The 23,932-nt window shown below is 43.2% G+C and carries 21 protein-coding genes; 20 read left to right on the forward strand and 1 reads right to left on the reverse strand.

Annotated elements, in window-relative coordinates:
* The first annotated feature begins 26 nt into the window (after positions 1-26).
* The 16 genes from JOC74_RS02095 to JOC74_RS02170 all read left to right on the forward strand — a co-directional run bounded on the left by JOC74_RS02095 (position 27) and on the right by JOC74_RS02170 (position 17,244).
* The gene (locus JOC74_RS02095) at positions 27-1,325 is read left to right on the forward strand and encodes a solute carrier family 23 protein (protein ID WP_053602741.1); all 1,299 of its coding nucleotides are present in this window, start codon (positions 27-29) and stop codon (positions 1,323-1,325) included.
* A 136-nt stretch (positions 1,326-1,461) separates the two neighbouring features.
* The gene (locus tag JOC74_RS02100) at positions 1,462-2,379 is read left to right on the forward strand and encodes an aspartate carbamoyltransferase catalytic subunit (protein ID WP_053602742.1); all 918 of its coding nucleotides are present in this window, start codon (positions 1,462-1,464) and stop codon (positions 2,377-2,379) included.
* Positions 2,363-3,649: a dihydroorotase gene (pyrC, locus tag JOC74_RS02105; RefSeq protein WP_053602743.1), complete on the forward strand. Its 1,287-nt coding sequence runs from the start codon at positions 2,363-2,365 to the stop codon at positions 3,647-3,649. Before JOC74_RS02100 ends, pyrC begins: the two co-directional genes overlap by 17 nt.
* A complete protein-coding gene (locus JOC74_RS02110; RefSeq protein ID WP_053602744.1) occupies positions 3,646-4,725 on the forward strand; it encodes a carbamoyl phosphate synthase small subunit in 1,080 nt (359 codons plus the stop codon). The genes pyrC and JOC74_RS02110 overlap by 4 nt, the downstream gene beginning before the upstream one ends.
* The gene (carB, locus tag JOC74_RS02115) at positions 4,725-7,940 is read left to right on the forward strand and encodes a carbamoyl-phosphate synthase large subunit (RefSeq protein ID WP_053602745.1); all 3,216 of its coding nucleotides are present in this window, start codon (positions 4,725-4,727) and stop codon (positions 7,938-7,940) included. The genes JOC74_RS02110 and carB overlap by 1 nt, the downstream gene beginning before the upstream one ends.
* A complete protein-coding gene (locus JOC74_RS02120) occupies positions 7,937-8,707 on the forward strand; it encodes a dihydroorotate dehydrogenase electron transfer subunit (RefSeq protein WP_053602746.1) in 771 nt (256 codons plus the stop codon). The genes carB and JOC74_RS02120 overlap by 4 nt, the downstream gene beginning before the upstream one ends.
* Entirely contained in the window at positions 8,707-9,642 is a 936-nt protein-coding gene (locus tag JOC74_RS02125; protein ID WP_053602747.1) for a dihydroorotate dehydrogenase, read from the forward strand. Before JOC74_RS02120 ends, JOC74_RS02125 begins: the two co-directional genes overlap by 1 nt.
* Positions 9,611-10,327: an orotidine-5'-phosphate decarboxylase gene (gene pyrF, locus JOC74_RS02130; protein ID WP_211086031.1), complete on the forward strand. Its 717-nt coding sequence runs from the start codon at positions 9,611-9,613 to the stop codon at positions 10,325-10,327. Before JOC74_RS02125 ends, pyrF begins: the two co-directional genes overlap by 32 nt.
* Positions 10,324-10,956 carry an orotate phosphoribosyltransferase gene (gene pyrE, locus JOC74_RS02135; protein ID WP_053602749.1) on the forward strand — a complete coding sequence of 211 codons (633 nt, stop codon included), beginning with the start codon at positions 10,324-10,326 and terminating at the stop codon, positions 10,954-10,956. The genes pyrF and pyrE overlap by 4 nt, the downstream gene beginning before the upstream one ends.
* Before the next feature lie 617 nt (positions 10,957-11,573).
* A complete protein-coding gene (locus JOC74_RS02140; RefSeq protein WP_053605987.1) occupies positions 11,574-12,275 on the forward strand; it encodes a phosphoadenylyl-sulfate reductase in 702 nt (233 codons plus the stop codon).
* An 11-nt stretch (positions 12,276-12,286) separates the two neighbouring features.
* Complete coding sequence (gene cysP, locus JOC74_RS02145; protein WP_053602750.1) at positions 12,287-13,348, forward strand: sulfate permease; 1,062 nt, start codon at positions 12,287-12,289, stop codon at positions 13,346-13,348.
* A 33-nt stretch (positions 13,349-13,381) separates the two neighbouring features.
* Positions 13,382-14,518 (forward strand): sulfate adenylyltransferase, encoded by a 1,137-nt coding sequence (gene sat, locus JOC74_RS02150; protein WP_053602751.1) that lies wholly within the window; start codon positions 13,382-13,384, stop codon positions 14,516-14,518.
* Positions 14,519-14,529: 11 nt separating this feature from the next.
* Complete coding sequence (gene cysC / locus JOC74_RS02155; RefSeq protein WP_053602752.1) at positions 14,530-15,126, forward strand: adenylyl-sulfate kinase; 597 nt, start codon at positions 14,530-14,532, stop codon at positions 15,124-15,126.
* A 76-nt stretch (positions 15,127-15,202) separates the two neighbouring features.
* Positions 15,203-15,979 carry a uroporphyrinogen-III C-methyltransferase gene (cobA, locus tag JOC74_RS02160; RefSeq protein WP_053602753.1) on the forward strand — a complete coding sequence of 259 codons (777 nt, stop codon included), beginning with the start codon at positions 15,203-15,205 and terminating at the stop codon, positions 15,977-15,979.
* Positions 15,980-16,753 (forward strand): sirohydrochlorin chelatase, encoded by a 774-nt coding sequence (locus JOC74_RS02165; protein ID WP_053602754.1) that lies wholly within the window; start codon positions 15,980-15,982, stop codon positions 16,751-16,753. It begins immediately after the preceding gene.
* On the forward strand, positions 16,750-17,244 hold the full coding sequence (locus tag JOC74_RS02170) for a siroheme synthase domain-containing protein (RefSeq protein ID WP_053602755.1): 495 nt from the start codon (positions 16,750-16,752) through the stop codon (positions 17,242-17,244). Before JOC74_RS02165 ends, JOC74_RS02170 begins: the two co-directional genes overlap by 4 nt.
* A 24-nt stretch (positions 17,245-17,268) precedes the next feature.
* Here the strand turns inward: JOC74_RS02170 and JOC74_RS02175 are convergent, their stop codons facing one another.
* On the reverse strand, positions 17,269-18,978 hold the full coding sequence (locus JOC74_RS02175; RefSeq protein ID WP_053602756.1) for an Rqc2 family fibronectin-binding protein: 1,710 nt from the start codon (positions 18,976-18,978) through the stop codon (positions 17,269-17,271).
* Between the two features lie 138 nt (positions 18,979-19,116).
* On the opposite strand from JOC74_RS02175, the gene JOC74_RS02180 reads away from it, so the two are divergent.
* From JOC74_RS02180 to gmk, 4 genes are all read left to right on the forward strand, one after another.
* Positions 19,117-21,789, forward strand: a complete 2,673-nt coding sequence (locus JOC74_RS02180; protein ID WP_053602757.1) for a calcium-translocating P-type ATPase, SERCA-type — start codon at positions 19,117-19,119, stop codon at positions 21,787-21,789.
* A 298-nt stretch (positions 21,790-22,087) separates the two neighbouring features.
* A complete protein-coding gene (locus JOC74_RS02185; RefSeq protein ID WP_053602758.1) occupies positions 22,088-22,963 on the forward strand; it encodes a YicC/YloC family endoribonuclease in 876 nt (291 codons plus the stop codon).
* A gap of 72 nt (positions 22,964-23,035) precedes the next feature.
* Positions 23,036-23,305, forward strand: coding sequence for an extracellular matrix/biofilm regulator RemA (remA, locus tag JOC74_RS02190; RefSeq protein ID WP_053602759.1), 270 nt, complete (start codon positions 23,036-23,038; stop codon positions 23,303-23,305).
* A gap of 9 nt (positions 23,306-23,314) precedes the next feature.
* Positions 23,315-23,929, forward strand: coding sequence for a guanylate kinase (gene gmk / locus JOC74_RS02195; protein WP_053602760.1), 615 nt, complete (start codon positions 23,315-23,317; stop codon positions 23,927-23,929).
* Positions 23,930-23,932 lie beyond the last annotated feature (3 nt).

Below are 23,932 nucleotides of genomic sequence, written 5' to 3' on the forward strand. Positions count from 1 at the left end.
TCGGAGCAGATGCAGGAGGAAAAATGATGAAACAAAAACATGTGGTTTTAGGGGTTCGCGACATACCAACACCGTTTAACTGGTTAACCTTCAGCCTTCAACATTTATTCGCGATGTTTGGCGCCACGATTTTAGTTCCGAAGCTTGTTGAATTAAGTCCTGCGGTTGCTCTTGTATCAAGCGGTCTTGGAACACTTGCTTATATAATCATTACAAAAGGGCAGATTCCGGCATACTTGGGCTCTTCCTTCGCATTTATTGCACCGATCTTAGGCGCGAAGGCAGCCGGTGGGCCGGGAGCTGCTATGATAGGCGCCTTTATGGCCGGGATTGTTTACGGATTGATCGCTCTTTTGATCCAGAAGCTGGGAACAGGCTGGCTAATGAATCTGCTGCCGCCAATCGTTGTCGGTCCGGTCATTATCGTGATCGGGCTCGGTCTTGCACCAACTGCGGTAGATATGGCGATGTACGACACCAGCTCAGGCGACCCGGTCTATAGCCTAAAATATTTTGCCGTCGCCGGCTTCACCCTTCTGTTAACTGTCGTTTGCGCAATTTTTTTAAAAGGCTTCTTTAGTCTGATACCGGTTCTTATCGGCATTATCGGCGGGTATCTGTTTGCCCTGACTCAGGGAATTGTCAATTTTCAACAGGTGATAGACGCAAATTGGATCAGTGTTCCCGAGTTTGTCTTTCCGTTTGTTGATTACACACCATCGCTTACAACATTACTTATCGGAGCTGCCATGGTGCCTGTTGCATTCGTAACCATGTCTGAGCACATAGGTCATCAAATGGTGTTAAGCAAGGTTGTCGGCACAAACTTCATTGAAAAGCCTGGCCTGCACCGCTCAATTTTTGGCGACAGCGTGGCGACAATGATGGCTGCCTGCATCGGCGGACCGCCAACAACAACCTATGGGGAAAATATTGGGGTTCTAGCGATCACGAGAGTATTTAGCGTATTTATTATCGGGGGTGCGGCTGTTCTTGCCTTTTGCTTCGGCTTTGTCGGCAAAATATCAGCATTGATCAGCTCGATTCCGACACCGGTAATGGGAGGGGTATCATTCCTTCTCTTCGGAATTATCGCTTCAAGCGGCCTAAGAATGCTGATCGACAACAGAATTAACCTTGAAGTCAAACGAAATCTCATTATTTCATCCGTTATTCTGGTTATAGGAGTCGGTGGAGCATTCATCCAAATCTCTAAGTTTCAACTAACCGGCATGGCGCTTTCTGCAATTATTGGAGTCGTTCTTAATCTCGCTTTGCCTGGGAAAGGCACTGTAACTGAAAATGAAAGTCAAGATATTGTTTAACCTTTTAAAAAAAGTCCAGTGAGGCTTTAAAGGGTGAAGGAGGCACGTGTATGCTCTCCTAAAAAGCACCCTAGAGCAATTTTAGCCCGGGGTGCTTTTTGTACCTTGTGCGGAAAATCCAAAGGGGGAAATTAAAATGGCAAATATCACAGCGATGAATGAGCTTTCAACAAAGGAAATTAATGAACTAATCATTGAAGCGAAAAAGTTGAAGAACGGCAAACCTGATGAATCTTTGAAAAATCGATTTGTGGCAAATCTCTTTTTTGAACCAAGCACAAGAACGAGGTTTAGCTTTGAGGTCGCTGAAAAACGTCTCGGAATGAATGTACTAAATTTGGATAGCACGAGCACGAGCGTCCAAAAGGGAGAGAGTTTATACGACACGGTAAAAACACTGGAATCCATCGGTGTTGAGGCCTGTGTCATCAGGCACAGCCAAGATAACTATTATGATGATCTGAAAAATATTGCGATCCCTGTGATTAATGCGGGTGACGGCTGCGGCCAGCATCCGACGCAATCCCTGCTTGATTTAATGACCATTCATGAAGAGTTTGGAAGCTTTCATGGATTAACCGTTTCGATACACGGAGATGTCAAGCACAGCCGGGTGGCGAGGTCAAACGCAGAGGTTCTCTCAAGGCTCGGAGCAAAGGTTTTGTTCTCTGGCCCGGAATATTGGCAGGACAGTAAGAATACCTATGGCCGGTTTGCACCAACGGACGAAGCGGTAAAGCAATCCGATGTGGTGATGCTGCTTAGAATTCAGCATGAGAGGCACCAGTCCCACAATGACATGACAGATTATCTTTCTGACTATGGCCTCACAAAGACTAGAGCCGCTCAAATGAAAAATGAAGCAATCATTATGCATCCGGCACCTGTCAATCGGGGTGTCGAAATCGACAGCGATCTTGTCGAAGCTCCTAACTCAAGGATTTTCAAACAAATGGAAAACGGCGTTTACATTCGAATGGCCGTATTGAAAAAAGCATTACAAGAAAAAATAATCGAAACAAAAGGAGCGGATCATTATGTCATATCTCATTAAAAACGGATGGGTATTAAATGAAGAAGGGAATAAAATCAAACAGGATATTCGAGTTGAAGGCAACACAATAACAGAAATTGGCTCTCTTTCACCGACCAAAGAAGAGCAAGTAATCGAAGCTGAAGGCTTACTTGTTGCCCCCGGGTTTGTAGATTTGCATGTGCATTTGCGGGAACCTGGCGGCGAGAAAAAAGAAACAATCGAAACAGGGACAAAAGCGGCGGCAAAAGGCGGTTTTACAACAATCGCTGCTATGCCGAACACGCGTCCTGTTCCGGATACAATAGAAAACCTGGAGCTCGTCAATGATCGTATAAAAGCTTCAGCTGTCACCCGAGTTTTACCGTATTCAGCGATTACGATCAGACAAACCGGAAAAGAGATGACGGATTTTGCGGCATTAAAAAAATTAGGTGCATTCGCTTTTACCGATGACGGAGTAGGCATTCAGTCTGCGGGAATGATGTATGAAGCGATGAAAAAGGCAGCAAGCCTTGATATGGCGATTGTTGCACATTGCGAAGATAACTCGCTGATCTACGGCGGGAGTGTGCACGAAGGGGGATTTGCCAAAAAACATCAGTTAAACGGAATCCCCTCCATCTGTGAATCTGTACAAATTGCAAGAGATGTTTTGCTCGCTGAAGCAACAGGCTGCCATTACCATGTATGCCATATCAGCACAAAAGAATCGGTTCGTGTAGTCAGGGACGCTAAAAAAGCAGGAATCCGTGTGACAGCGGAGGTTACACCGCATCACTTGCTTCTAACAGACCAGGACATCCCTGGATTGGATACAAATTATAAAATGAATCCTCCTCTTAGAAGCACGGAAGACCGGGAAGCTTTAATTGAAGGACTGCTTGATGGGACGATTGATTTTATCGCGACCGACCATGCACCTCACACTGAGGAAGAGAAGCAGGTGAAAATGGAGCTCGCCCCATTCGGCATCGTAGGACTTGAAACAGCTTTCCCGCTGCTTTATACCCATTTTGTGAAAAATGGAACATGGTCTTTGAAACAGCTGATTGATTACTTAACAGTGAAGCCTTGCGAGGCGTTCAATCTTCCGTATGGCACGATTTCTGTCGGGGGCATTGCGGATCTGACGCTTATTGATATAAACAAGGACGCAAAAATTGATAAACAAACTTTTAACTCAAAAGGGAAAAATACACCTTTTGACGGCATCAGCTGCTTTGGCTGGCCGGCTGCAACGATTGCATCCGGAAAACTCGTGTATAAAGAGGAGAGTGTACTGGCATGAAAAGGCATCTAGTATTGGAAAACGGGGAAATATTTGAAGGAACCGCATTTGGAAGCTTAGAAAACAGTATTGGAGAAGTTGTTTTTAATACGGGAATGACAGGATATCAAGAGATTCTTTCCGATCCATCCTACTGCGGGCAAATCGTTACTTTTACGTACCCATTAATCGGAAACTACGGCATTAACCGTGACGACTTTGAAACGATAACTCCTTTCGTAAAAGGGTTAATTGTAAAAGAATTATGTCAACTACCATCCAATTTTCGTTCTGCTTACACATTGGATGAATATTTAAAGCTAAAAAACATCCCCGGTTTAGCCGGAATTGACACAAGAAAGCTGACACGTTTGATTAGGCAGCACGGTGCTTTAAAAGGTATGTTTACCGGAGTAGATGAGAACCCGGAAGATGTTGTGAAAAAACTAAAAGAAACGGTGCTCCCAACTGATCAGGTAAGTCAAGTGTCAACCTCGAAAGCATATCCAAGCCCTGGAAGAGGCAAGCGGATTGTTTTGGCAGATTTCGGCATGAAGCACGGAATTCTGCGGGAGCTTAATAAACGAAACTGTGATGTCATTGTTGTTCCTTATAATACGACCGCAGACGAAATTCTTCAGCTGAAGCCTGATGGCATCATGCTATCAAACGGCCCTGGCGATCCAGAGGACGTTCCGGAAGCTGTCGAAATGATTCAAGGTATTTTGGGGAAAGTTCCGATGTTTGGAATCTGCCTTGGACACCAGCTGTTTGCTCTTGCGTGCGGCGCAACTACTGAAAAGATGAAATTCGGACATCGCGGATCAAACCATCCCGTCAAGGAGCTTTCAACTGGGAAGGTTGCCCTGACAGCACAAAACCATGGATATACTGTGTCTTCCATCGAAAACACACCGCTTGAAATTACACATACCGCTTTAAATGACGGAACTATCGAAGGATTGAAGCATAAAGAGCTGCCAGCCTTTACGGTTCAATATCATCCGGAAGCATCTCCGGGGCCGGAGGATGCCAATCATTTATTCGATCAATTTATTGAAATGATTGAAACAACAGAGAAAGAAGGGGTCGTATAATGCCGAAGCGTTTAGATATTAAAAAGATTCTTGTCATCGGATCAGGACCAATCATCATTGGACAGGCAGCTGAATTTGACTATGCCGGAACTCAGGCGTGTATCGCTTTAAAGGAAGAAGGCTATGAAGTTGTCCTCGTCAATTCCAACCCGGCAACGATTATGACTGATACAGAAATGGCTGACAAAGTATATATTGAGCCGCTTACGTCAGAATCTGTCACCAGGATCATCCGCAAAGAACAGCCGGACGCTATACTCCCAACCCTGGGAGGCCAAACCGGACTGAATTTGGCGGTTGAGCTTTCAGAGCTTGGCGTATTGCAAGAAAGCGGAGTTGAAGTTTTGGGTACAAAGCTGTCAGCTATTCAAAAAGCGGAGGACAGAGATCTTTTTCGTAGCTTAATGAGGGAACTAAATGAGCCTGTACCGGAAAGCGAAATTATTCACAACTTGGCTGAAGCAAACGATTTTGTCGACAAAATTGGTTTTCCTGTTATCGTCAGACCTGCCTATACACTAGGGGGGACAGGAGGAGGAATTTGCTCCAATCAGGAAGAATTAGAGGAAATCGTCGAAAACGGATTAAAATTAAGTCCGGTTCATCAATGCTTGCTTGAGAAAAGTATCGCTGGATTTAAAGAGATTGAGTATGAAGTGATGCGCGACAGCAATGATCATGCCATTGTCGTTTGTAACATGGAAAATATTGATCCGGTCGGTATTCACACAGGTGACAGCATCGTCGTCGCACCGAGCCAGACCTTAAGCGATAGGGAATATCAGCTGCTGAGAAATGTGTCTCTGAAGCTCATTCGCGCGCTTGGAATTGAGGGCGGCTGTAACGTTCAGCTAGCTCTTGACCCTTACAGCTTTCAATACTACATTATCGAAGTTAATCCAAGGGTGAGCCGTTCATCTGCCCTTGCTTCAAAAGCGACCGGTTATCCGATTGCCAAGCTTGCGGCTAAAATTGCGGTAGGTTTGTCGCTCGATGAAATGATGAACCCGGTTACCGGGAAAACTTACGCGTGCTTTGAACCGGCCCTTGACTACGTCGTTTCAAAAATACCGCGCTGGCCTTTTGATAAATTTGAGTCCGGAAACAGGAAGCTCGGTACGCAAATGAAAGCTACAGGAGAAGTAATGGCGATCGGGAGAAACCTTGAGGAATCGCTGTTAAAGGCTGTACGTTCGCTTGAGGCAGATGTGTACCATCTCGAATTGAAGAATCCTTCTGACATTACTGACGAGGTGCTTGAGAAGCGGATTAGAAAAGCTGGGGACGAAAGACTTTTCTATCTTGCTGAAGCTTTACGCAGAGGCTACACGACCCATCAGCTTCATGACTTTTCAAAAATTGATTGTTTCTTTTTAAATAAAATAGCTGGCATCGTCGAATTTGAGAAGAGTTTAAAAGAATCTAAAGGTGATGCGGCGGTTCTGACGGAAGCGAAGAAGCTGGGTTTTTCCGATATTTATATCAGCAGAGAATGGGATATGACAGAAAGAGAAATTTATCAGCTAAGAAAAGAATTAAAGATTGCGCCTGTTTATAAAATGGTGGACACATGTGCAGCTGAGTTTGAATCTGAAACGCCTTATTTTTACAGCACGTACGAAGAAGAAAATGAATCAGTTGTAACGGATAAAAAGAGCGTTCTAGTACTTGGATCCGGTCCGATACGTATCGGTCAGGGAGTTGAATTCGATTACGCGACCGTCCACTCTGTATGGGCAATTAAACAATCCGGCTACGAAGCGATCATAGTAAATAACAATCCCGAAACGGTTTCCACAGATTTCAGTATTTCTGACAAGCTGTATTTTGAACCGTTGACGATTGAAGATGTAATGCACATTATTGATCTTGAGAAGCCAGAAGGAGTTGTTGTGCAATTTGGCGGGCAAACGGCAATAAACCTCGCTGATGAGCTTGCGAACAGAGGAGTAAAAATTCTTGGAACATCATTGGAAGACATGGACAAGGCGGAAAATCGCGACAAGTTTGAACAATTGATGAATTACTTGAATATCCCGCAGCCTCTTGGAAAAACGGCAACTTCTGTCCCTGAAGCTGTCGCAATCGGAAAAGAAATCGGTTATCCAGTCCTCGTCCGGCCTTCTTATGTACTTGGCGGCAGGGCGATGCAAATCGTGTATCAAGAAAGCGACCTGCTTCATTACATGGAGAATGCAGTTAGGGTCAATCCGCAGCATCCCGTCCTGATCGATAAATATTTAACCGGAAAAGAAATCGAAGTTGACGCGATATCAGACGGGGAAACTGTTGTGATCCCGGGAATTATGGAGCATATCGAACGTGCGGGCGTCCATTCAGGAGATAGCATCGCTGTTTATCCTCCACAGACGCTGTCTGAAGAGATTAAGAAAAAAATTGAAGCACATACGATTTCGTTGGCAAAAGGCTTAAAGATTAAAGGGCTTCTCAATATCCAGTTTGTTCTTACGAAAGATGAAGTTTATGTACTCGAGGTAAATCCAAGGTCCAGCCGAACTGTTCCATTCTTAAGCAAAATTACCGGAATTCCGATGGCTAACCTGGCAACTAAAGTCATCCTCGGAAATAAGCTTTCTGACTTTCAATTCACAGAAGGCTTGCAAAAGGAACAAAACGGGGTGTATGTAAAGGTTCCGGTTTTCTCCTTCGCTAAGCTAAGACGTGTAGATATTACGCTCGGACCTGAAATGAAATCAACCGGCGAAGTGATGGGCAAGGATATGACTGTAGAAAAAGCACTTTACAAAGGACTGATCGCTTCCGGAATCCAAATACCGAATGACGGCTCTGTGCTATTGACAGTAGCTGATAAAGATAAAGAAGAAGGCCTTGCGCTGGCTAAACGTTTCCATTCAATCGGCTATAAAATATTGGCAACAAAAGGGACTGCTGATTATTTAGCTCAAAATGATATTCCGGCAAAAATTGTCGGCAAAATTGGCGAGGAAGGTACGAATCTTCTCGATGTTATTCGCAACGGCGATGCACAATTCGTTATTAACACATTGACAAGAGGTAAGCAGCCTGCAACAGACGGTTTCCGAATCAGAAGGGAATCGGTTGAAAACGGCGTTGCCTGTCTGACCTCTTTTGACACGGCAGAAGCAATTCTCCGAGTGCTTGAGAGCATGACATTCCGTGCAGATGCCATGCCTGCCGCTTTATCCAATCAAGAGGTGGCTCTTACAAAATGAGAAAAGAATTATTAACGGTCGGTTCAAATGAGTGTATTGCCGACAATATATATAAGCTCATTTTAGAGGGAGACATGGTCCAAGACTTTAAAAAACCGGGGCAATTTGTTCACTTGAAAGTCAGTGAGTCTATGACACCTCTGCTCAGAAGACCGATCAGTGTAGCTGAAATAAATCATGATCAATCTGAAGTTACGCTGATATTCCGGAAGGAAGGAGAAGGTACAAGTCTTCTGGCGGAAAAAAAACGAGGTGATCAAGTGGACGTCCTTGGTCCTCTTGGCAATGGATTCGATGTTGAAAACTTTACAGAAGGCAAAAAAGCTTTGATCATCGGAGGAGGCGTTGGGGTGCCTCCTCTCTATGAACTAAGCAAACAGCTGACAAGTAAGGGGATCCTTGCGACTCATGTCCTCGGCTTTCAGTCGGCAAAGGATGTATTCTTTGAACGCCAGTTTAAAGAACTTGGGGAAACTTTCGTAGCAACGGTAGACGGGACACACGGTATTCAAGGATTCGTAACGGATGTAATCGACAAGGAACAGCTGGACTTTGATTACCTGCTTGCATGCGGACCAACACCGATGCTGCGGGCGCTCAAGATGAAATATCCGGATCGTGAAGTGTACCTTTCGATGGAGGAACGAATGGGATGCGGGATAGGCGCATGCTTTGCCTGTGTATGCCACACAGACCAAAGTGAAAAGACATATGTCAAGGTTTGTCTTGACGGCCCCGTCTTCAAAGCAGAGGAGGTCTTGCTGTAATGCTGAACGTACAATTGCCTGGTTTAGATTTGAAAAATCCAATTATTCCGGCATCCGGCTGCTTTGGATTTGGGCAAGAATTTGCCAAATTCTATGATTTGAATCTTCTAGGCTCGATCATGATTAAAGCAACGACAAAAGATGCACGCTATGGGAATCCGACTCCGCGTGTCGCAGAAACAGGAGCTGGTATGCTCAATGCCATCGGGCTGCAAAACCCCGGGCTGAAGCATGTCATGGAAAATGAGCTTCCTTGGCTTGAGCAGTATGATCTACCAATCATTGCGAATGTCGCCGGATCGCAGCTTGAGGATTATGTAGAAGTCGCTGAAGAAATCAGCACAGCGAAAAATGTAAAGGCACTTGAATTGAATATTTCTTGCCCGAACGTAAAAACTGGCGGGATTGCTTTCGGAACAATTCCTGAAACAGCTGCTGAATTAACCAAAGCGGTCAAAAATGTTTCCAGTGTGCCCGTCTATGTGAAGCTGTCGCCGAATGTCAGCAGCATTACCGAAATGGCAAAAGCAATTGAAGACGCAGGTGCTGATGGACTTACATTGATCAATACATTGGTGGGTATGAGGCTGAATTTAAAGAACGGAAAACCGATTCTTGCCAATGGTACGGGTGGATTGTCCGGACCTGCTGTCAAGCCGGTCGCCGTTCGAATGGTTTATGAAGTCAGCCAGGCAGTGAAAATTCCTGTTATCGGAATGGGCGGGGTTCAATCGGCTGAAGATGTCCTAGAGTTTCTACTTGCTGGTGCAAGTGCGGTTGCTGTAGGTACAGCGAACTTTGTGAACCCGTTTGTTTGTCCTGAAATTATTGATGAACTCCCAAATGTATTGAAAAAGTATGGATACTCGTCTGCCCGGGATTGTATCGGAAGGAGCTGGAAACTTGAAGCAGAATCTGCCAATCATCGCACTTGATTTTTCAACAGTAAATGAAACCCTGTCCTTTTTAGATCGCTTCAAGGGAGAAGATCTCTATGTCAAGGTTGGTATGGAGCTGTTCTACCAGGAAGGCCCTCAAGTCATTCACTTATTGAAGGATAGAAACTGCCGAATTTTTTTGGATTTAAAGCTGCATGATATACCAACCACAGTGAAAAAGGCGATGCATGGCTTAGCGAAGCTTGGTGTCGACTTGGTGAACGTACACGCGGCAGGCGGAAAAAAAATGATGCAAGCGGCATTAGAAGGATTAACAGCAGGAACATCTGAAGGGAAAACAAGACCATCTTTAATCGCTGTTACCCAGCTAACGAGCACGTCAAAACAGATGTTAAATGATGAGCTGCTTATTGGAAAAAGCTTAGAGCAAACGGTATTGCATTACAGCCAAATGGCTTTTGAAAGCGGCTTAGACGGGGTTGTTTGTTCTGTTCATGAAGCTGAAGCGATTCGCAGCGTGACTTCAGACTCATTTTTAACAGTAACTCCTGGTATTCGGCTTGAATCAGATCAAGCAGACGACCAAGTAAGAATTGCAACGCCTGCTTATGCAAGAGAAAAAAATGTATCTCATATTGTGGTCGGCCGCTCGATTACAAAAGCTGCCGACCCAATTCAAGCTTACAGGCAGGTAAAATCAGGCTGGGAGGGATCAATGTGAAAGAACTTATTGCAAAGCACTTATTAAATATAGAAGCTGTTTTTTTAAAACCGAATGATCCATTTACGTGGACAAGCGGAATGCTGTCGCCAATCTACTGTGATAACAGGATAACGATTTCTTATCCTGAAGTAAGAAATGATATTGCCGAAGGCTTCAAAGCAATAATTGAAGAGAAGTTTCCGGATGTGGAGATGATCGCAGGCGCTGCAACAGGCGGTGTTCCCCATGCGACACTTTTAAGTGACCGCCTCGGTCTGCCGATGAGCTATGTCAGAAGCAAGCCTAAAGGCCACGGAAAAGGAAATCAAATTGAAGGAAAAGCTACAGATGGCCAGAAAGTGGTCATCATTGAGGACCTCATTTCTACAGGCGGAAGTGTCATTAAAGTGGCAAATGCTTTAAAACAGGCAGGCTGTGAAGTCCTCGGAGTATTAAGCATCTTTACTTACGGATTCGATAAAGCAGGCATCGCATTTGAAAACGAAGGAATCTCCTATACTTCATTGACAGACTACGATACGTTAATAAAAGTAGGAGTTGAAGAAGGTTTCGTTACAGAAAACGAAATACATAAATTAAAGACATGGAGAAACAATCCTGACTCAAGAGAATGGATGAAAAGCTGAGAACAAACCGCTTCTTTTATTTGAAGCGGTTTTTTAGCGAATATTCATATAATAATATTTTAAAGGATTAAATTTCTATATAATCTCTCTGTTTTCCTATTTTTCTGAATATATCCGTTTAATTTTGTTTTATGAAATTCGCACAAAACTTATTAAAACAGTCGGATTGACTATTAGCCGAATTATGATAAAATAACATCATTAATAGATTGTTAATCAAGAGAGTCAGAGGGACTTTAGACCTCCTGAAGCCCGGCAGCCTGCAATTTATTGCAAGGTGCTGCTTCCAGTAAAATATCTTTCATTTTAAAAAGATAGGGTTCATATCTCGATCCTCATCTTTAGTAAGACCCCAATCTCAAGTATTCCGGGAAATCTGCGAAGATAGGTTGGGATTAATGCAGGAAGGCTTTTCTCAGGTATACTGTTGCAATGCCTCCACTTCATATCCTATTCGTCCACGCTGATTGAAGGATTACTTTATTTACAAGGGAGTACTGGGAAGATATAAATAAAGATAACGGATAATTAACATGAAAAATCAATTTCTAGGTTGATATCCCATTGAAGAAACATATGATGGAAAGAATCAACTTTTGGGAGTAGGAGGGATTATTATTTTAACATTTAAAACATGGGAAGATACGGAGCAGTCCTTTGAAATAGATGAAACGTATAAAGGAGCATTATCTGTTTTGGATTGGGCATATAGCCACTATGGCGAGAATCTTGTCTATGCCTGCAGCTTTGGTATTGAAGGTATTGTTCTCATTGATCTAATCAGCAAAGTTAAAAAAGATGCAACGATTGTTTTTCTGGATACAGGACTTCACTTTAAGGAAACATATGAAACGATAGATCGGGTAAAAGAACGCTATCCTGATTTAAATATTGTGTTGAAAAAACCTTCTCTAACCGTTGAGGAGCAAGGTAATATTCACGGCGACAATCTATGGGAAAGAGATCCCCAAAGTTGCTGCCACATCCGGAAGATTCTTCCCCTGCAGGAAGTGATGGCTGAGTATCCTGCTTGGATTTCAGGGTTAAGGAGAGAGCAATCGCCGACCAGAAAAAACACGAACTTTTTGAACAAAGATGATAAGTTCCAATCAATAAAAGTTTGCCCCCTTATTCATTGGACATGGAAGGATATTTGGAGATATACGAGCAAACATGAGCTAACGTATAATGTGTTGCACGATCAAGGATATCCGAGCATTGGCTGTGCCCCGTGTACAAATCCGGCATTTACTGCCGAGGATTTAAGGTCCGGAAGATGGACGGGATCCAATAAAACCGAATGCGGGCTGCATGAATAAGGAGAAGTACCATGGAAATTGCTGCAATTATTCTTAGTCTTTTTTTCGCAATGAATATCGGTGCGAGCGGTGCTGCAGCTTCCATGGGAATTGCGTATGGGTCAGGCGCTGTGCCTAAATACAGGCACGCGCTTATCATTTGTGCGGTCGGAGTGCTGCTTGGTGCAGTGATCGGCGGCGGAGAAGTGATTAAAACGATCAGTTCCGGAATCATTCCGGAACATATTATTACTATCGAAATTGTCAGCATCATTATCGGATCTGCAGGTTTATCTCTGTTTATTGCCAATGTTCTGGGCATTCCCCTTTCCACAAGTGAAGTAACAGTGGGAGCCGTTGTCGGTGTCGGGATTGCCTATCAGGTTCTCTATATAAAGTCCATTTTTATTATTCTCATCTTTTGGGTAATAGTGCCAGTAATTGCTTTTTGTATCACCTATTTCGCTGGCAGATTATTCAATTTTGGCAAATATCAACGGATGGGAAAATTCGGAAAAATCCTTACAGTGCTATTAATCGCATCTGGTTTTTTTGAAGCTTTTTCCGCAGGAATGAACAACGTTGCCAATGCGGTAGGTCCTTTAGTTGCCGCTGGTGTATTGACCGTTAATCAAGGAACTTTGTACGGGGGTCTGTTTGTTGCTCTTGGCGCACTTATTCTCGGCCGGAGGGTTCTTGAAACAAATGGCAAAAAAATCACTAACCTTACAAAGGGAGAAGGCATATTGTTGTCCTCAACCGGAGCGGCACTTGTGATAATCAGCAGCATTTTTGGTATGCCTGTACCGCTGACGCAAGTGACCTCTTCATCTATTATCGGGATGGGGATGGCGAAAAATGGAAGAAATGTATTCCATAAAGATATAGTGAAAACAATGTTCAAGGTTTGGGTTGTATCACCCATACTTTCATTGACTTTATCCTATTTTCTTGTATGTATATTATTAATAGGAGATTATTACACAGCGTTCATTATGTTCAGCGTCTTGCTGGCTTCAATTGGTGTTCTAAGTTTAATGAAATCAGTAAAAAACGAAAGAAGATCGGTGCATGAGCAAGGCGGCGGAATATAATAGATATATTTTTTCATTTTTAGGAGGAAAATCATGAGTTTAGCCCCACACGGAGGAAAATTAATCAACAGAATCAACCTTAATTACGACGTAACCGAAGTAAAAGCCGAGATTCAATTGGATACTATCGCGTTTGCTGACCTGGAGCTTATAGGTACAGGCGGATATAGTCCGTTGGAAGGGTTTTTCGGAAAGGGAGACTATGAATCCGTTGTCCAGCAAATGCGTCTGGCGGATGGCACAGTATGGACGATTCCAATTACGCTTCCTGTTTCAGACGAAGAGGCTGGAAGTCTTGAAATTGGTGAAACTGCCAAGCTTGTTTACCAAGGTGAGGTTTACGGAGTAATAGAAATCAATGATATTTATGTACCAGATAAACAAACAGAGGCTAAACTTATTTATAAAACGGATGAAACGGCTCATCCGGGAGTTAAAAAGCTTTACGAACGAGGAAACACCTATGTTGGTGGGAAAATCACAGTAACGAAGAGAAGCGAAAAAACATACCCTGAAAATACCGCCGATCCGGTTGATACAAGAAAACGATTTGAAGAAAAAGGCTGGAAAACGATTGTGGGCTTTCAGACGAGAAACCCTGTACACAGAGCGCATGAGTATATCCAGAAAACGGCGCTTGAAACAGTGGATGGCCTATATTTAAATCCGCTCGTAGGTGAAACGAAATCTGATGATATTCCGGCAAACGTTCGGATGGAAAGCTATCACGTCCTGCTTGACAATTACTATCCGAAAAACAGGGTTTTACTTGGTGTCTTCCCGGCTGCTATGAGATATGCCGGACCTAAGGAAGCTATTTTCCATGCAATTGTCAGAAAGAACTATGGCTGTACCCACTTTATTGTCGGAAGAGACCATGCCGGCGTAGGTGATTATTACGGAACATACGAAGCTCAAGAACTGTTTGATCAATTTACGCCTGAAGAAATCGGTATTTTGCCGTTGAAATTTGAGCATAGCTTCTATTGTCAGGCTTGCGGATCAATGGCTACGGCAAAAACGTGCCCGCACGATAAAGAGCAACACGTTTTCCTCTCGGGGACGAAAGTAAGGCAAATGTTAAAAAACGGCGAATATCCGCCAAGCACATTCAGCAGGCCGGAGGTTATTGAAACGCTAATCAAAGGACTTAAGGCTGTCGCCAAGTAAGGAGTGGGAAAATGGGAAACAACAATCAAATCGTCTGGCATAACGCCTCGATTACGAAAAAGGAATACCAGCAAAAAAACAATCATAAAAGTTTTATCGTTTGGCTTACCGGCTTAAGCGGTTCAGGAAAGTCCACGATTGCCAATGCGGTAAGCCGAGATCTGTTCGATAATGGATATCAAGTGATCGTGTTGGATGGCGATAATATCCGCCACGGGCTAAATAAAGATTTGGGGTTCTCTGACGAGGACAGACAAGAAAATATCCGAAGAATCGGTGAGGTTGCCAAGCTGTTTGTCGAGCAGGGGACTGTCGTTATCACTGCATTTATTTCTCCTTTTCAAGAAGACCGGCAGCTTGTTAGAGACCTTGTCAGTGATGGAGAGTTTCACGAAGTTTACGTGAAGTGCGATTTAGACGTTTGTGAACAACGTGATCCTAAAGGGTTATATAAAAAAGCAAGAAGCGGGGAAATTCGCCAATTTACCGGCATTGATTCTCCGTATGAAGCACCAGACAACCCTGAGCTCGTACTGCAAACTGATAAAAACGACCTCGAACAATGCAAAAGCCAATTATTTACGTATTTGACAGGGGAAAAGTTTTAAAGCCTGAGGCTAACAAAAAACAATAATGTCATGTACCTATTTTAGAAGACTTTGAAAAAATCGGAGGGGAAAAAGCATGAATGGTAAAGTGTATATCGTCGGTGCAGGTCCTGGTGACCCCGAGCTTTTAACCATAAAAGCTTTGAAAGCCATCCGAGAAGCGGAAGTCATTCTATACGACCGTTTAGTCAATAAAGAGGTTTTAGAGCATGCGAAAGAAGGTACGGATCTTATCTTTTGCGGCAAGCACCCGGATTCCCATACGATGCAGCAGGAGACGATTAATCATTTTCTCGTCAAACATGCAGAAAAGGGGAAAACTGTCGTTCGTTTAAAAGGCGGAGATCCTTTCATATTTGGCAGAGGGGGAGAAGAAGCCGAGGTATTGGCAGAGCACGGAATTCCCTTTGAAATTGTGCCGGGAATCACATCGGGTATCGCTGCCGCTGCATACGCAGGCATTCCTTTAACGCATCGGCAAATGAGCTCGAATGTGGCGTTTGTAACAGGGCATTATAAGCAGGAAGAAAATTTCTCAGAAAAATGGCAAGCTCTTGCAACGGGAATTGATACGCTTGTTATTTATATGGGGATCAAAAATATTAACTTGATCGAAAAGCTTTTAATTGAAAATGGCCGAGACAAAAAAACTCCTGCAGCATTTATCCATTGGGGAACAACGGACAAACAAGTAACTACGACATGCACGGTTGAAACTTTAAGTGAAACGGTAGAAAGAGAAAAGATTACAAACCCTAGTTTAATTGTCGTTGGTGACGTAGTTCAGCTTCGTGACCAAATCAAATGGTTTGAAGCTGAATTAAATTCATGTAAGTATAGCGAGGCGTTATAAGTGAAGCAGGCAGTACTATATGTTGGTCATGGGAGCAGATTAAGAAAAGCAGGGCAAGAAGCTGTTCGTTTTTTAAAAGGCTGCATGGAAAAAGTTGATGCACCGATTCAGGAGATTTCTTTCCTTGAGCTTACCGAGCCGACGATAGAAGAGGGCTTTCGCTCATGTATTGAGCAGGGAGCAACTCATATTGCAATAGTTCCATTGCTTTTGCTCACGGCAGGTCACGCCAAAAAAGACATCCCTGAAGAGATACACGAAATGGCTGAAAAATATCCGGACGTAACAGTTACTTACGGAAAACCCATCGGGGTCAATTCGGATGTTGTTCAAGCGGTATTCGAGAGGATCAAAGAAACCAATGTTGATTATGAGAATTCGAGAATCATTCTGATCGGCAGAGGGAGCTCTGATCCGGACATCAAGCGCGATGTATGCCAAATCGCGGACATGTTGCAACAAATGGGGCCTGTGAATGAAGTGATTCCTTGCTTTTTAACTGCATGTGAACCAAATTACAAAGACGTATTCAGGCAGCTGAAAAAGAATGATGGTTCAGCTACGTTTATCGTTCCATATTTGCTGTTTACAGGCCTTTTAATGAAGGAAATAGAAAAAGAGACGGTTGCATTAAAATCGTACCATTCCAATCTTCATCTATGTTCTTATATCGGATTTCATCCCTATGTGGAACAAGCTTTTCTCACGCGTGTAAACGAAGCGATTCGCAATGAAAATAATTCCTTTTTATTTTTGGAGACACATCAGCTATGATTCCGCTTCATATCAGTCTTAAAGGGAAAAAGATTGTGATTGCCGGCGGTGGAACCATTGCCTGTCGAAAGCTAAACGCTTTGCTCCATGAAAAGGCTGAGATTACGATTGTCAGTCCGAAGGTTCACGAGAAAATGGAAAAGTTGATCAGTGAGCATTCGCTTGAGTGGAAGCAAAAAGAAATTGAAAAGAGCGATTTGGCTTCGGCATTTTTAATAATTGCCGCTACGAATCAGCCGCATATTAATCAGTGGATCGGTGAATCAGCATCCGAAAACCAGCTGGTGAACGTAGCAAGCAATGCCGATTATGGAAATATTTATTTGCCAAAGACAATTAAAAAAGGAAAAATCCTTATATCTGTTTCTACTAGCGGAGCCAGTCCGGCTGACACAAAAAAGATCGCTGGTGCCATAGAAGATCTTATTAGTGAAGAGCTTATTGAAGCTATTGAGATAAAGCATAAAGCAAGAAGAAGCCTGGAACCGTAATGGTTTCAGGCTTCTTTATGTGTTTTATCCTTTTTTTAATGAAAGGACGAGATCCGCATCGGGAGTAACAAAAACAGTCTGCTGTTTATCGTAGGTAACAAACCCTGGCTTAGATCCGTTTGGTTTTTTTACATGCCTGACTTTTGTATAGTCGACGGGAACGGAGCCTGACTCTTTTGCTTTACTGAAAAAGGCGGCAATCTGGGCGGCCTCTTTGATCGTTTGTTCATCAGGGTCACGGTTTTTGATGACGACGTGAGATCCGGGAATATCCTTCGTATGAAGCCAGACATCTTCCTTGCTTGCTGCCTTCATTGTCAGGTATTCGTTCTGTTTGTTGTTTTTGCCGACCCATATCGACATGCCGCTGGTTGATTCGTAAATATCGAGCGTTGGCTTTTGATTTTTCGCTTTTTTTGCTCCCTTTTGCTGTCTTCGTTTGACGTATTTCCCTTCTTCCAGCTCTTCTCTAATTTCATTCACATCCTGTGGTGATGCAGAAGACAGCTGCTGCAGCAATAGATCAAAGTATTGGATTTCCTGTTCAGCCAGTTTAATTTGCTCGTTAATAAAAGTAACGGAGCTTTTCGCTTTTTGATATTTAACAAAGTAGTTTTGTGCATTTTCTGACGGTGTTTTATTCGGATTTAAAGAAATCGCGAGCTGCCCGCCTTCTTCATCGTAATAATTTGTAACGACCGCTTCTTTATCGCCCTTTTTGACAGCGTAAAGGTTAGCCGTTAAGAGCTCGCCTTTTATTTTGTATTCCTCAGCTTTTTCAGATTTTTTCAATTCGCTCTCAAGCTTTTTTATTTTTTTGGCATTCTTTTTTCTTTCGTTTACGACAAATTTTTCGAGATCCTGAGCCTGCTGCTTTACTCTGTCCCGCTCGGCTTTTCCGAAATAAAAGCGATCCAGAAGCATGCTTAAGCTGGAAAACTCTTTTTTGCTACCGTCAATATGAGTGAGATCCAACAGATAAAAATATTCCTTGTTAGATGTAATAAACTGCGGATGAAATGCTTTCGTTCTGATGTCTTCAAATAAGGACAGAAGCGTTTTTGGCAAGGTTGCCCGATTGGCAATCCCAGACCGGTATACGGCTTCTTTTGCAAATAATGGAGAAACCCCGGAAAATACATTCACGATCTGCTTTTCTAGCTGTCCTTCCTGAAAACGGATGTGTTTGAGAATATCTTCTTCCTCTGCCGCCAATAGAGACAGCTTATTCTGCGCTGGTGGAGCTACGTACGGCTGTCCGGGTAAAACAGTGCGATAGCTGTTGACACTTGGTGGTAAATGCTTAAGGCTGTCAATTATCGTTCCATTTTCAGCATCCGTTAAAATGATATTGCTGTGCCGCCCCATGATTTCACAGACGAGTTTTCGCAAAATCGGGTCCCCGATTTCATTGCGGCTTCTTATATGAAAAACGACGATTCTGTCAAATCCTGATTGCTCTACTTTTTCAATTATTCCGCCTTCGATGTGCTTTCTTAAAAGCATGCAAAACATCGGTGGTTCATTAGGATTTTTGTATGATTGCTCGGTCAGATGGATTCGTGCGTAACTCGGATGTGCGGAAAGTAAAAGCTTATTGTTTTTATTGTTTGCCCTGATTTGAAAAATAAGCTCCTGCTTAAAAGGCTGATGAATTTTTGTCAACCTTCCTCCAGCCAGTTCCTTATTCAATTCGTGCACCATTCCGTAAGTGAAAATACCGTCAAATGCCATGGTTTATTGCTCCCTTTTTCTTCATTGCTCATTTACTTTTTTAGCATCTCATAATTATAGCATGATTAAGGACAAGTCTGAATAAATTGACTTATATGACGCAATTTACTAATGGTTTAAGGAGAGTGGACGAATCAGATGAATTGGCATGAATTAGGACAAACAGATTTGGTGAAAACAGCAAACACGTCCATCGAGCATGGCTTGAGTAGCAAAGAAGCGAAAAAACGGCTGGATCTGCACGGATACAATGAATTAAATGAAGGCAAAAAAACATCTTCACTTGCGTTGTTCTTCTCCCAATTTAATGATTTCATGGTATTTGTACTCGTTGCTGCAACGATCATCTCCGGATTCTTAGGGGAATATGTAGATGCCGCAGCCATCATAGCAATTATTTTAGTGAACGGTATTCTTGGTTTTTTTCAAGAGCGCCGTGCGGAGAATTCCTTGCAGGCATTAAAGGAGCTTTCTACACCACAGACTCTGGTTCTCAGAGAGAAAAAATGGATGAAAATCCAAGCAAGGGAGCTTGTGCCGGGAGATATCATCAAATTTTCAAGCGGAGACCGAATTGGTGCTGATATCCGTTTATTCGATGCAAAAAGTCTTGAAATTGAAGAGTCCGCTTTAACCGGGGAATCGGTGCCGGTCCAGAAGCAATACGATCCAATACAGGCTAATGCTGAGTCACTTGGAGACTTAGTCAACATGGGGTTTATGGGAACTTTGGTTACGAGAGGCAGCGGAAGCGGCGTTGTCATCGGCACTGGCATGAACACAGCTATGGGGAAAATTGCCCATATGCTTGAAGAAGCAGGCACACAGCAAACTCCTCTTCAGGGAAGGCTTGAACAACTGGGGAAAATATTGATTGTCATCGCTTTGCTTCTCACGGTTCTTGTCGTCTCTGTCGGAGTCCTTCAAGGACAAAATCTTTTTCAAATGTTTTTAGCGGGGGTCTCACTCGCAGTAGCTGCGATTCCAGAAGGATTGCCAGCCATTGTCACAGTTGCTTTGTCGCTCGGCGTCCAAAGGATGATCAAGCAAAAATCGATCGTCAGGAAGCTGCCGGCTGTCGAAACTCTCGGCTGTGCATCGATTATTTGTTCTGATAAAACAGGAACAATGACGCAAAACAAGATGACGGTTACACACGTCTGGACTTGCGGGAGCTTATGGGAAGTTACCGGCACTGGATACGAACCGGAAGGAGAATTTACAGCAAATGGGCGGCCGGTTCAAGTGAAGCAAAATAAAGCGCTGCAGCAAATCCTGTTGTTTGGTGCGCTTTGCAATTCATCCGCGATAGTTTCAGAAAAAGGGAAATACCGATTAGAAGGAGATCCGACAGAAGGAGCTCTTCTTACAGCTGCAAGTAAAGCCGGCTTTTATTCAGAGAAAATCAAGGAACAGTATAAAATTATTGAGGAATACCCATTTGATTCGGCAAGAAAAATGATGACAGTCATCGTTGAAGATTTGCAGAATAAAAGATTTGTAATAACAAAAGGCGCTCCGGATGTTCTTTTGAAAAAGTCCACTTGTATACTTGCAAACAATAAAAATGAAGCGATGAGCAAGACTAGATATGAAGAAGCAAATACCTCCATTGCAGATCTGGCTTCCCGTGCGTTACGAACCATAGCTATTGCCTATAAACCATTGACTGGAAGCGAGATTCCATCTGTAGAGCAGGCGGAATCGGGACTTACTTTCTTTGGAATTCAAGGAATGATGGATCCTCCGCGTCCGGAGGTCAAGCAGGCGATCAAAGAATGTCGTGAAGCAGGGATTAAAACGGTGATGATCACTGGCGATCATGTCATTACCGCAAAAGCAATCGCAAAAAAATTAAATCTCCTTCCGAACAAAGGGAAAGTGATTGAGGGCCAAGCACTTAATAAGCTGTCGGTAGAGGAGCTGGCGGAAACCGTGGAAGATACGTATGTATTTGCACGAGTAACACCTGAGCATAAGCTGAAAATCGTCAAGGCCTTTCAAGAAAAAGGACACATCGTCGCGATGACAGGAGATGGCGTGAACGATGCGCCGGCTATTAAACAGGCTGATATCGGAATATCTATGGGGATTACAGGAACCGATGTGGCGAAAGAATCGTCTTCGTTAATTTTAGTAGATGACAATTTTGCAACGATAAAATCTGCAATTAAAGAAGGAAGAAACATTTATGAAAACATCCGCAAATTTGTCAGGTACTTGCTCGCATCGAATGTTGGAGAAATTCTTGTTATGCTTTTCGCCATGCTGCTTGCTTTGCCACTGCCGCTTGTCCCGATTCAAATTCTCTGGGTCAATTTAGTAACGGACGGTCTGCCGGCGATGGCGCTTGGCATGGACCAGCCCGAAAGCGATGTAATGAATAGAAAGCCACGGCATACGAAAGAAGGGATTTTTGCAAGAGGCCTGGGATGGAAGGTGGTTTCTAGAGGATTTCTTATTGGAGCGGTAACACTTGCGGCGTTTATGATCATTTATTACCGGAATCCCGACAATCTTCAATATGCACAAACTATCGCGTTTGCCACTCTCGTTTTGGCACAGCTGATTCACGTATTTGACTGCAGAAGCGAAAGGTCTATTTTTCACCGCAATCCGTTTGGAAATCTTTATTTGATCGGCGCAGTCCTTTCTTCATTGCTGCTAATGCTCGTCGTCATCTATTACAAGCCGCTCCAGCCTGTTTTCCATACGATGGACATTGCAGCGGTTGACTGGCTGCTGGTCATTGGATTGTCTGCAATTCCAACTTTTTTGCTGGCGGGCTCACTTTTGACAAGAAAAAATTAATTAGGTATGGTATAATTTTGAGGGTGATAGAATAATCTATGACCCTTTTTTCAATGATAAAGCGAGCCTTCAGTCTTTTGGGGGGTTCTACACTTATAATGTGCAGGATGCCTGAACTATTAGACTTCGTACATTGTATCCCCTGCGCCTGATTGTTAGATGAGCAACTTCTTTTATGGGGTGTTGCTTCCCCACTAGACTTCTTCGATTCACTTAATCCCGCGAGCTGGGGGTCTTACTGCCCGGTAATATGGGTTAAATAAGATCAATTCAATGATTAATAATGGGTGTGTAAAAAATGATAACGAGTATGACTGGATTTGGACACCATACAATGGCAAGCGGCAATTTATCAGTAACAGTGGAGCTGAAATCCGTCAACCACAGATTTTGTGAAATTCAAGCGCGTATTCCTAGGCCGCTTCTTTACTTAGAGGAAGCGATGAAAGAAAGAATTTACAAGCAAGTCGACAGGGGGCGGATCGAGCTTTTTGCCACCGTTGAAGGTGATGAAATTGTTGAGAAACGACTTACAATTGACTGGTCTCTTTTAGAGGAATATGTCCAAGCCGCAAAACATATCAAACAAAAATTTTCCCTTCCTGATGAAGTGAAGTTAACTGATTTGCTTCAATTGGAGCACGTGGCAAATGTGGATGAAAGTGCCAATATTCAGCCTTCGTTTGAAAAGCTGATCCTTGATTGTATAGATAAAGCCGCAGCAGAGCTGAAAGAAATGAGAGCAAATGAAGGGCTGCGCCTGAAAGAGGATTGTCTCACGCAGCTTGAAGAGCTCAGCCTGCTTGCTGACCAAATAGAAGAACATGCAAAACGAATCGCGACCCTATACAGAGAACGTCTGTTGTCAAGAATCAAGGAATGGACCCCTGTCGAAATGGATGAAAGCAGGCTTATTGCCGAAGTGGCTTTATTTGCAGAACGGGCAGATATTACAGAAGAACTCACTCGGCTAAAAAGCCATTTTCAGCAAATGAGAGATATTTTTCACCGAGGGGGAACTGTTGGAAGAAAGCTCGACTTTCTCGTGCAAGAACTCAATCGCGAAGCTAATACGATAGGGTCGAAAGCAAATGATCATAAAATCACAAACCTTGTGGTTGAAATGAAAAGCAGGATTGAAAAAATTAAAGAACAAGTGCAAAATATAGAATAGAAATTGCGTGTATTGTTTACAGACAGTCGAATCGGGCTACACTAGAGCTGTCTTCCACAGGGGGAACAGAGGATGACGATAAAACTGATCAATATCGGATTTGGAAATATTATATCCGCCAACCGGCTCATCTCCATTGTCAGCCCTGAGTCTGCACCTATTAAACGCATGATTCAGGATGCAAGAGACAGCGGAAGGCTGATTGATGCTACATATGGCAGAAGAACCAGAGCGGTTGTTATTATGGACAGTGACCATGTCATTTTGTCTGCCGTCCAGCCCGAAACAGTGGCACAGCGAGTTTCAGTTAAAGAAGATATTATGTATGAAGGGCAGGGGTAAACAGCCGCTATGGTAGAAAGAGGACTATTAATTGTTCTTTCCGGACCTTCCGGAGTAGGAAAAGGGACGGTAAGACAAGCACTATTTTCACAAGAAGATACGGATTTTGAATATTCGATTTCAGTCACAACTAGAAAACCGAGGCAGGGTGAGCGAAACGGATTTGATTATTTTTTCAAAACTCGGGAAGAGTTTGAAGAAATGATTGCACAAAATAAGCTTTTAGAATGGGCAGAATACGTAGGAAATTATTACGGTACGCCTGTTGACTATGTTGAGCAAACCCTGCAAAATGGGAAGGATGTATTTCTGGAAATCGAGGTTCAAGGAGCATTGCAGGTCAGAAATGCATTTCCTGAAGGGCTGTTTATTTTTCTTGCGCCGCCTAGTCTTTCGGAGCTTAAAAACCGTATTGTAACAAGAGGGACAGAAACGAACGCGTTAATTGAAAACCGGATGAAAACGGCTAAAATTGAGATTGAAATGATGGACGCTTACGATTACGTCGTGGAAAACGATAACGTGGAGCGAGCGTGTGAACGTATTAAAGCCATTGTGTTGGCCGAACATTTGAAACGTGAACGAGTAGCGCCTAGATACAAGAAGATGCTGGAGGTAGAGTAATTT

It is taken from the genome of Bacillus capparidis (assembly GCF_017832095.1).
Taxonomy (GTDB): domain Bacteria; phylum Bacillota; class Bacilli; order Bacillales; family Bacillaceae; genus Bacillus; species Bacillus gobiensis.

Bases quoted from the DNA above. Each gene is read 5' to 3' on its own strand.
- JOC74_RS02095 (WP_053602741.1), top strand. From the start codon at position 27: ATGAAACAAAAACATGTGGTTTTAGGGGTTCGCGACATACCAACACCG.
- JOC74_RS02100 (WP_053602742.1), top strand. From the start codon at position 1,462: ATGGCAAATATCACAGCGATGAATGAGCTTTCAACAAAGGAAATTAAT.
- pyrC (WP_053602743.1), top strand. From the start codon at position 2,363: ATGTCATATCTCATTAAAAACGGATGGGTATTAAATGAAGAAGGGAAT.
- JOC74_RS02110 (WP_053602744.1), top strand. From the start codon at position 3,646: ATGAAAAGGCATCTAGTATTGGAAAACGGGGAAATATTTGAAGGAACC.
- carB (WP_053602745.1), top strand. From the start codon at position 4,725: ATGCCGAAGCGTTTAGATATTAAAAAGATTCTTGTCATCGGATCAGGA.
- JOC74_RS02120 (WP_053602746.1), top strand. From the start codon at position 7,937: ATGAGAAAAGAATTATTAACGGTCGGTTCAAATGAGTGTATTGCCGAC.
- JOC74_RS02125 (WP_053602747.1), top strand. From the start codon at position 8,707: ATGCTGAACGTACAATTGCCTGGTTTAGATTTGAAAAATCCAATTATT.
- cysP (WP_053602750.1), top strand. From the start codon at position 12,287: ATGGAAATTGCTGCAATTATTCTTAGTCTTTTTTTCGCAATGAATATC.
- sat (WP_053602751.1), top strand. From the start codon at position 13,382: ATGAGTTTAGCCCCACACGGAGGAAAATTAATCAACAGAATCAACCTT.
- cysC (WP_053602752.1), top strand. From the start codon at position 14,530: ATGGGAAACAACAATCAAATCGTCTGGCATAACGCCTCGATTACGAAA.
- cobA (WP_053602753.1), top strand. From the start codon at position 15,203: ATGAATGGTAAAGTGTATATCGTCGGTGCAGGTCCTGGTGACCCCGAG.
- JOC74_RS02170 (WP_053602755.1), top strand. From the start codon at position 16,750: ATGATTCCGCTTCATATCAGTCTTAAAGGGAAAAAGATTGTGATTGCC.
- JOC74_RS02175 (WP_053602756.1), bottom strand. From the start codon at position 18,978: ATGGCATTTGACGGTATTTTCACTTACGGAATGGTGCACGAATTGAAT.
- JOC74_RS02180 (WP_053602757.1), top strand. From the start codon at position 19,117: ATGAATTGGCATGAATTAGGACAAACAGATTTGGTGAAAACAGCAAAC.
- JOC74_RS02185 (WP_053602758.1), top strand. From the start codon at position 22,088: ATGATAACGAGTATGACTGGATTTGGACACCATACAATGGCAAGCGGC.
- remA (WP_053602759.1), top strand. From the start codon at position 23,036: ATGACGATAAAACTGATCAATATCGGATTTGGAAATATTATATCCGCC.
- gmk (WP_053602760.1), top strand. From the start codon at position 23,315: ATGGTAGAAAGAGGACTATTAATTGTTCTTTCCGGACCTTCCGGAGTA.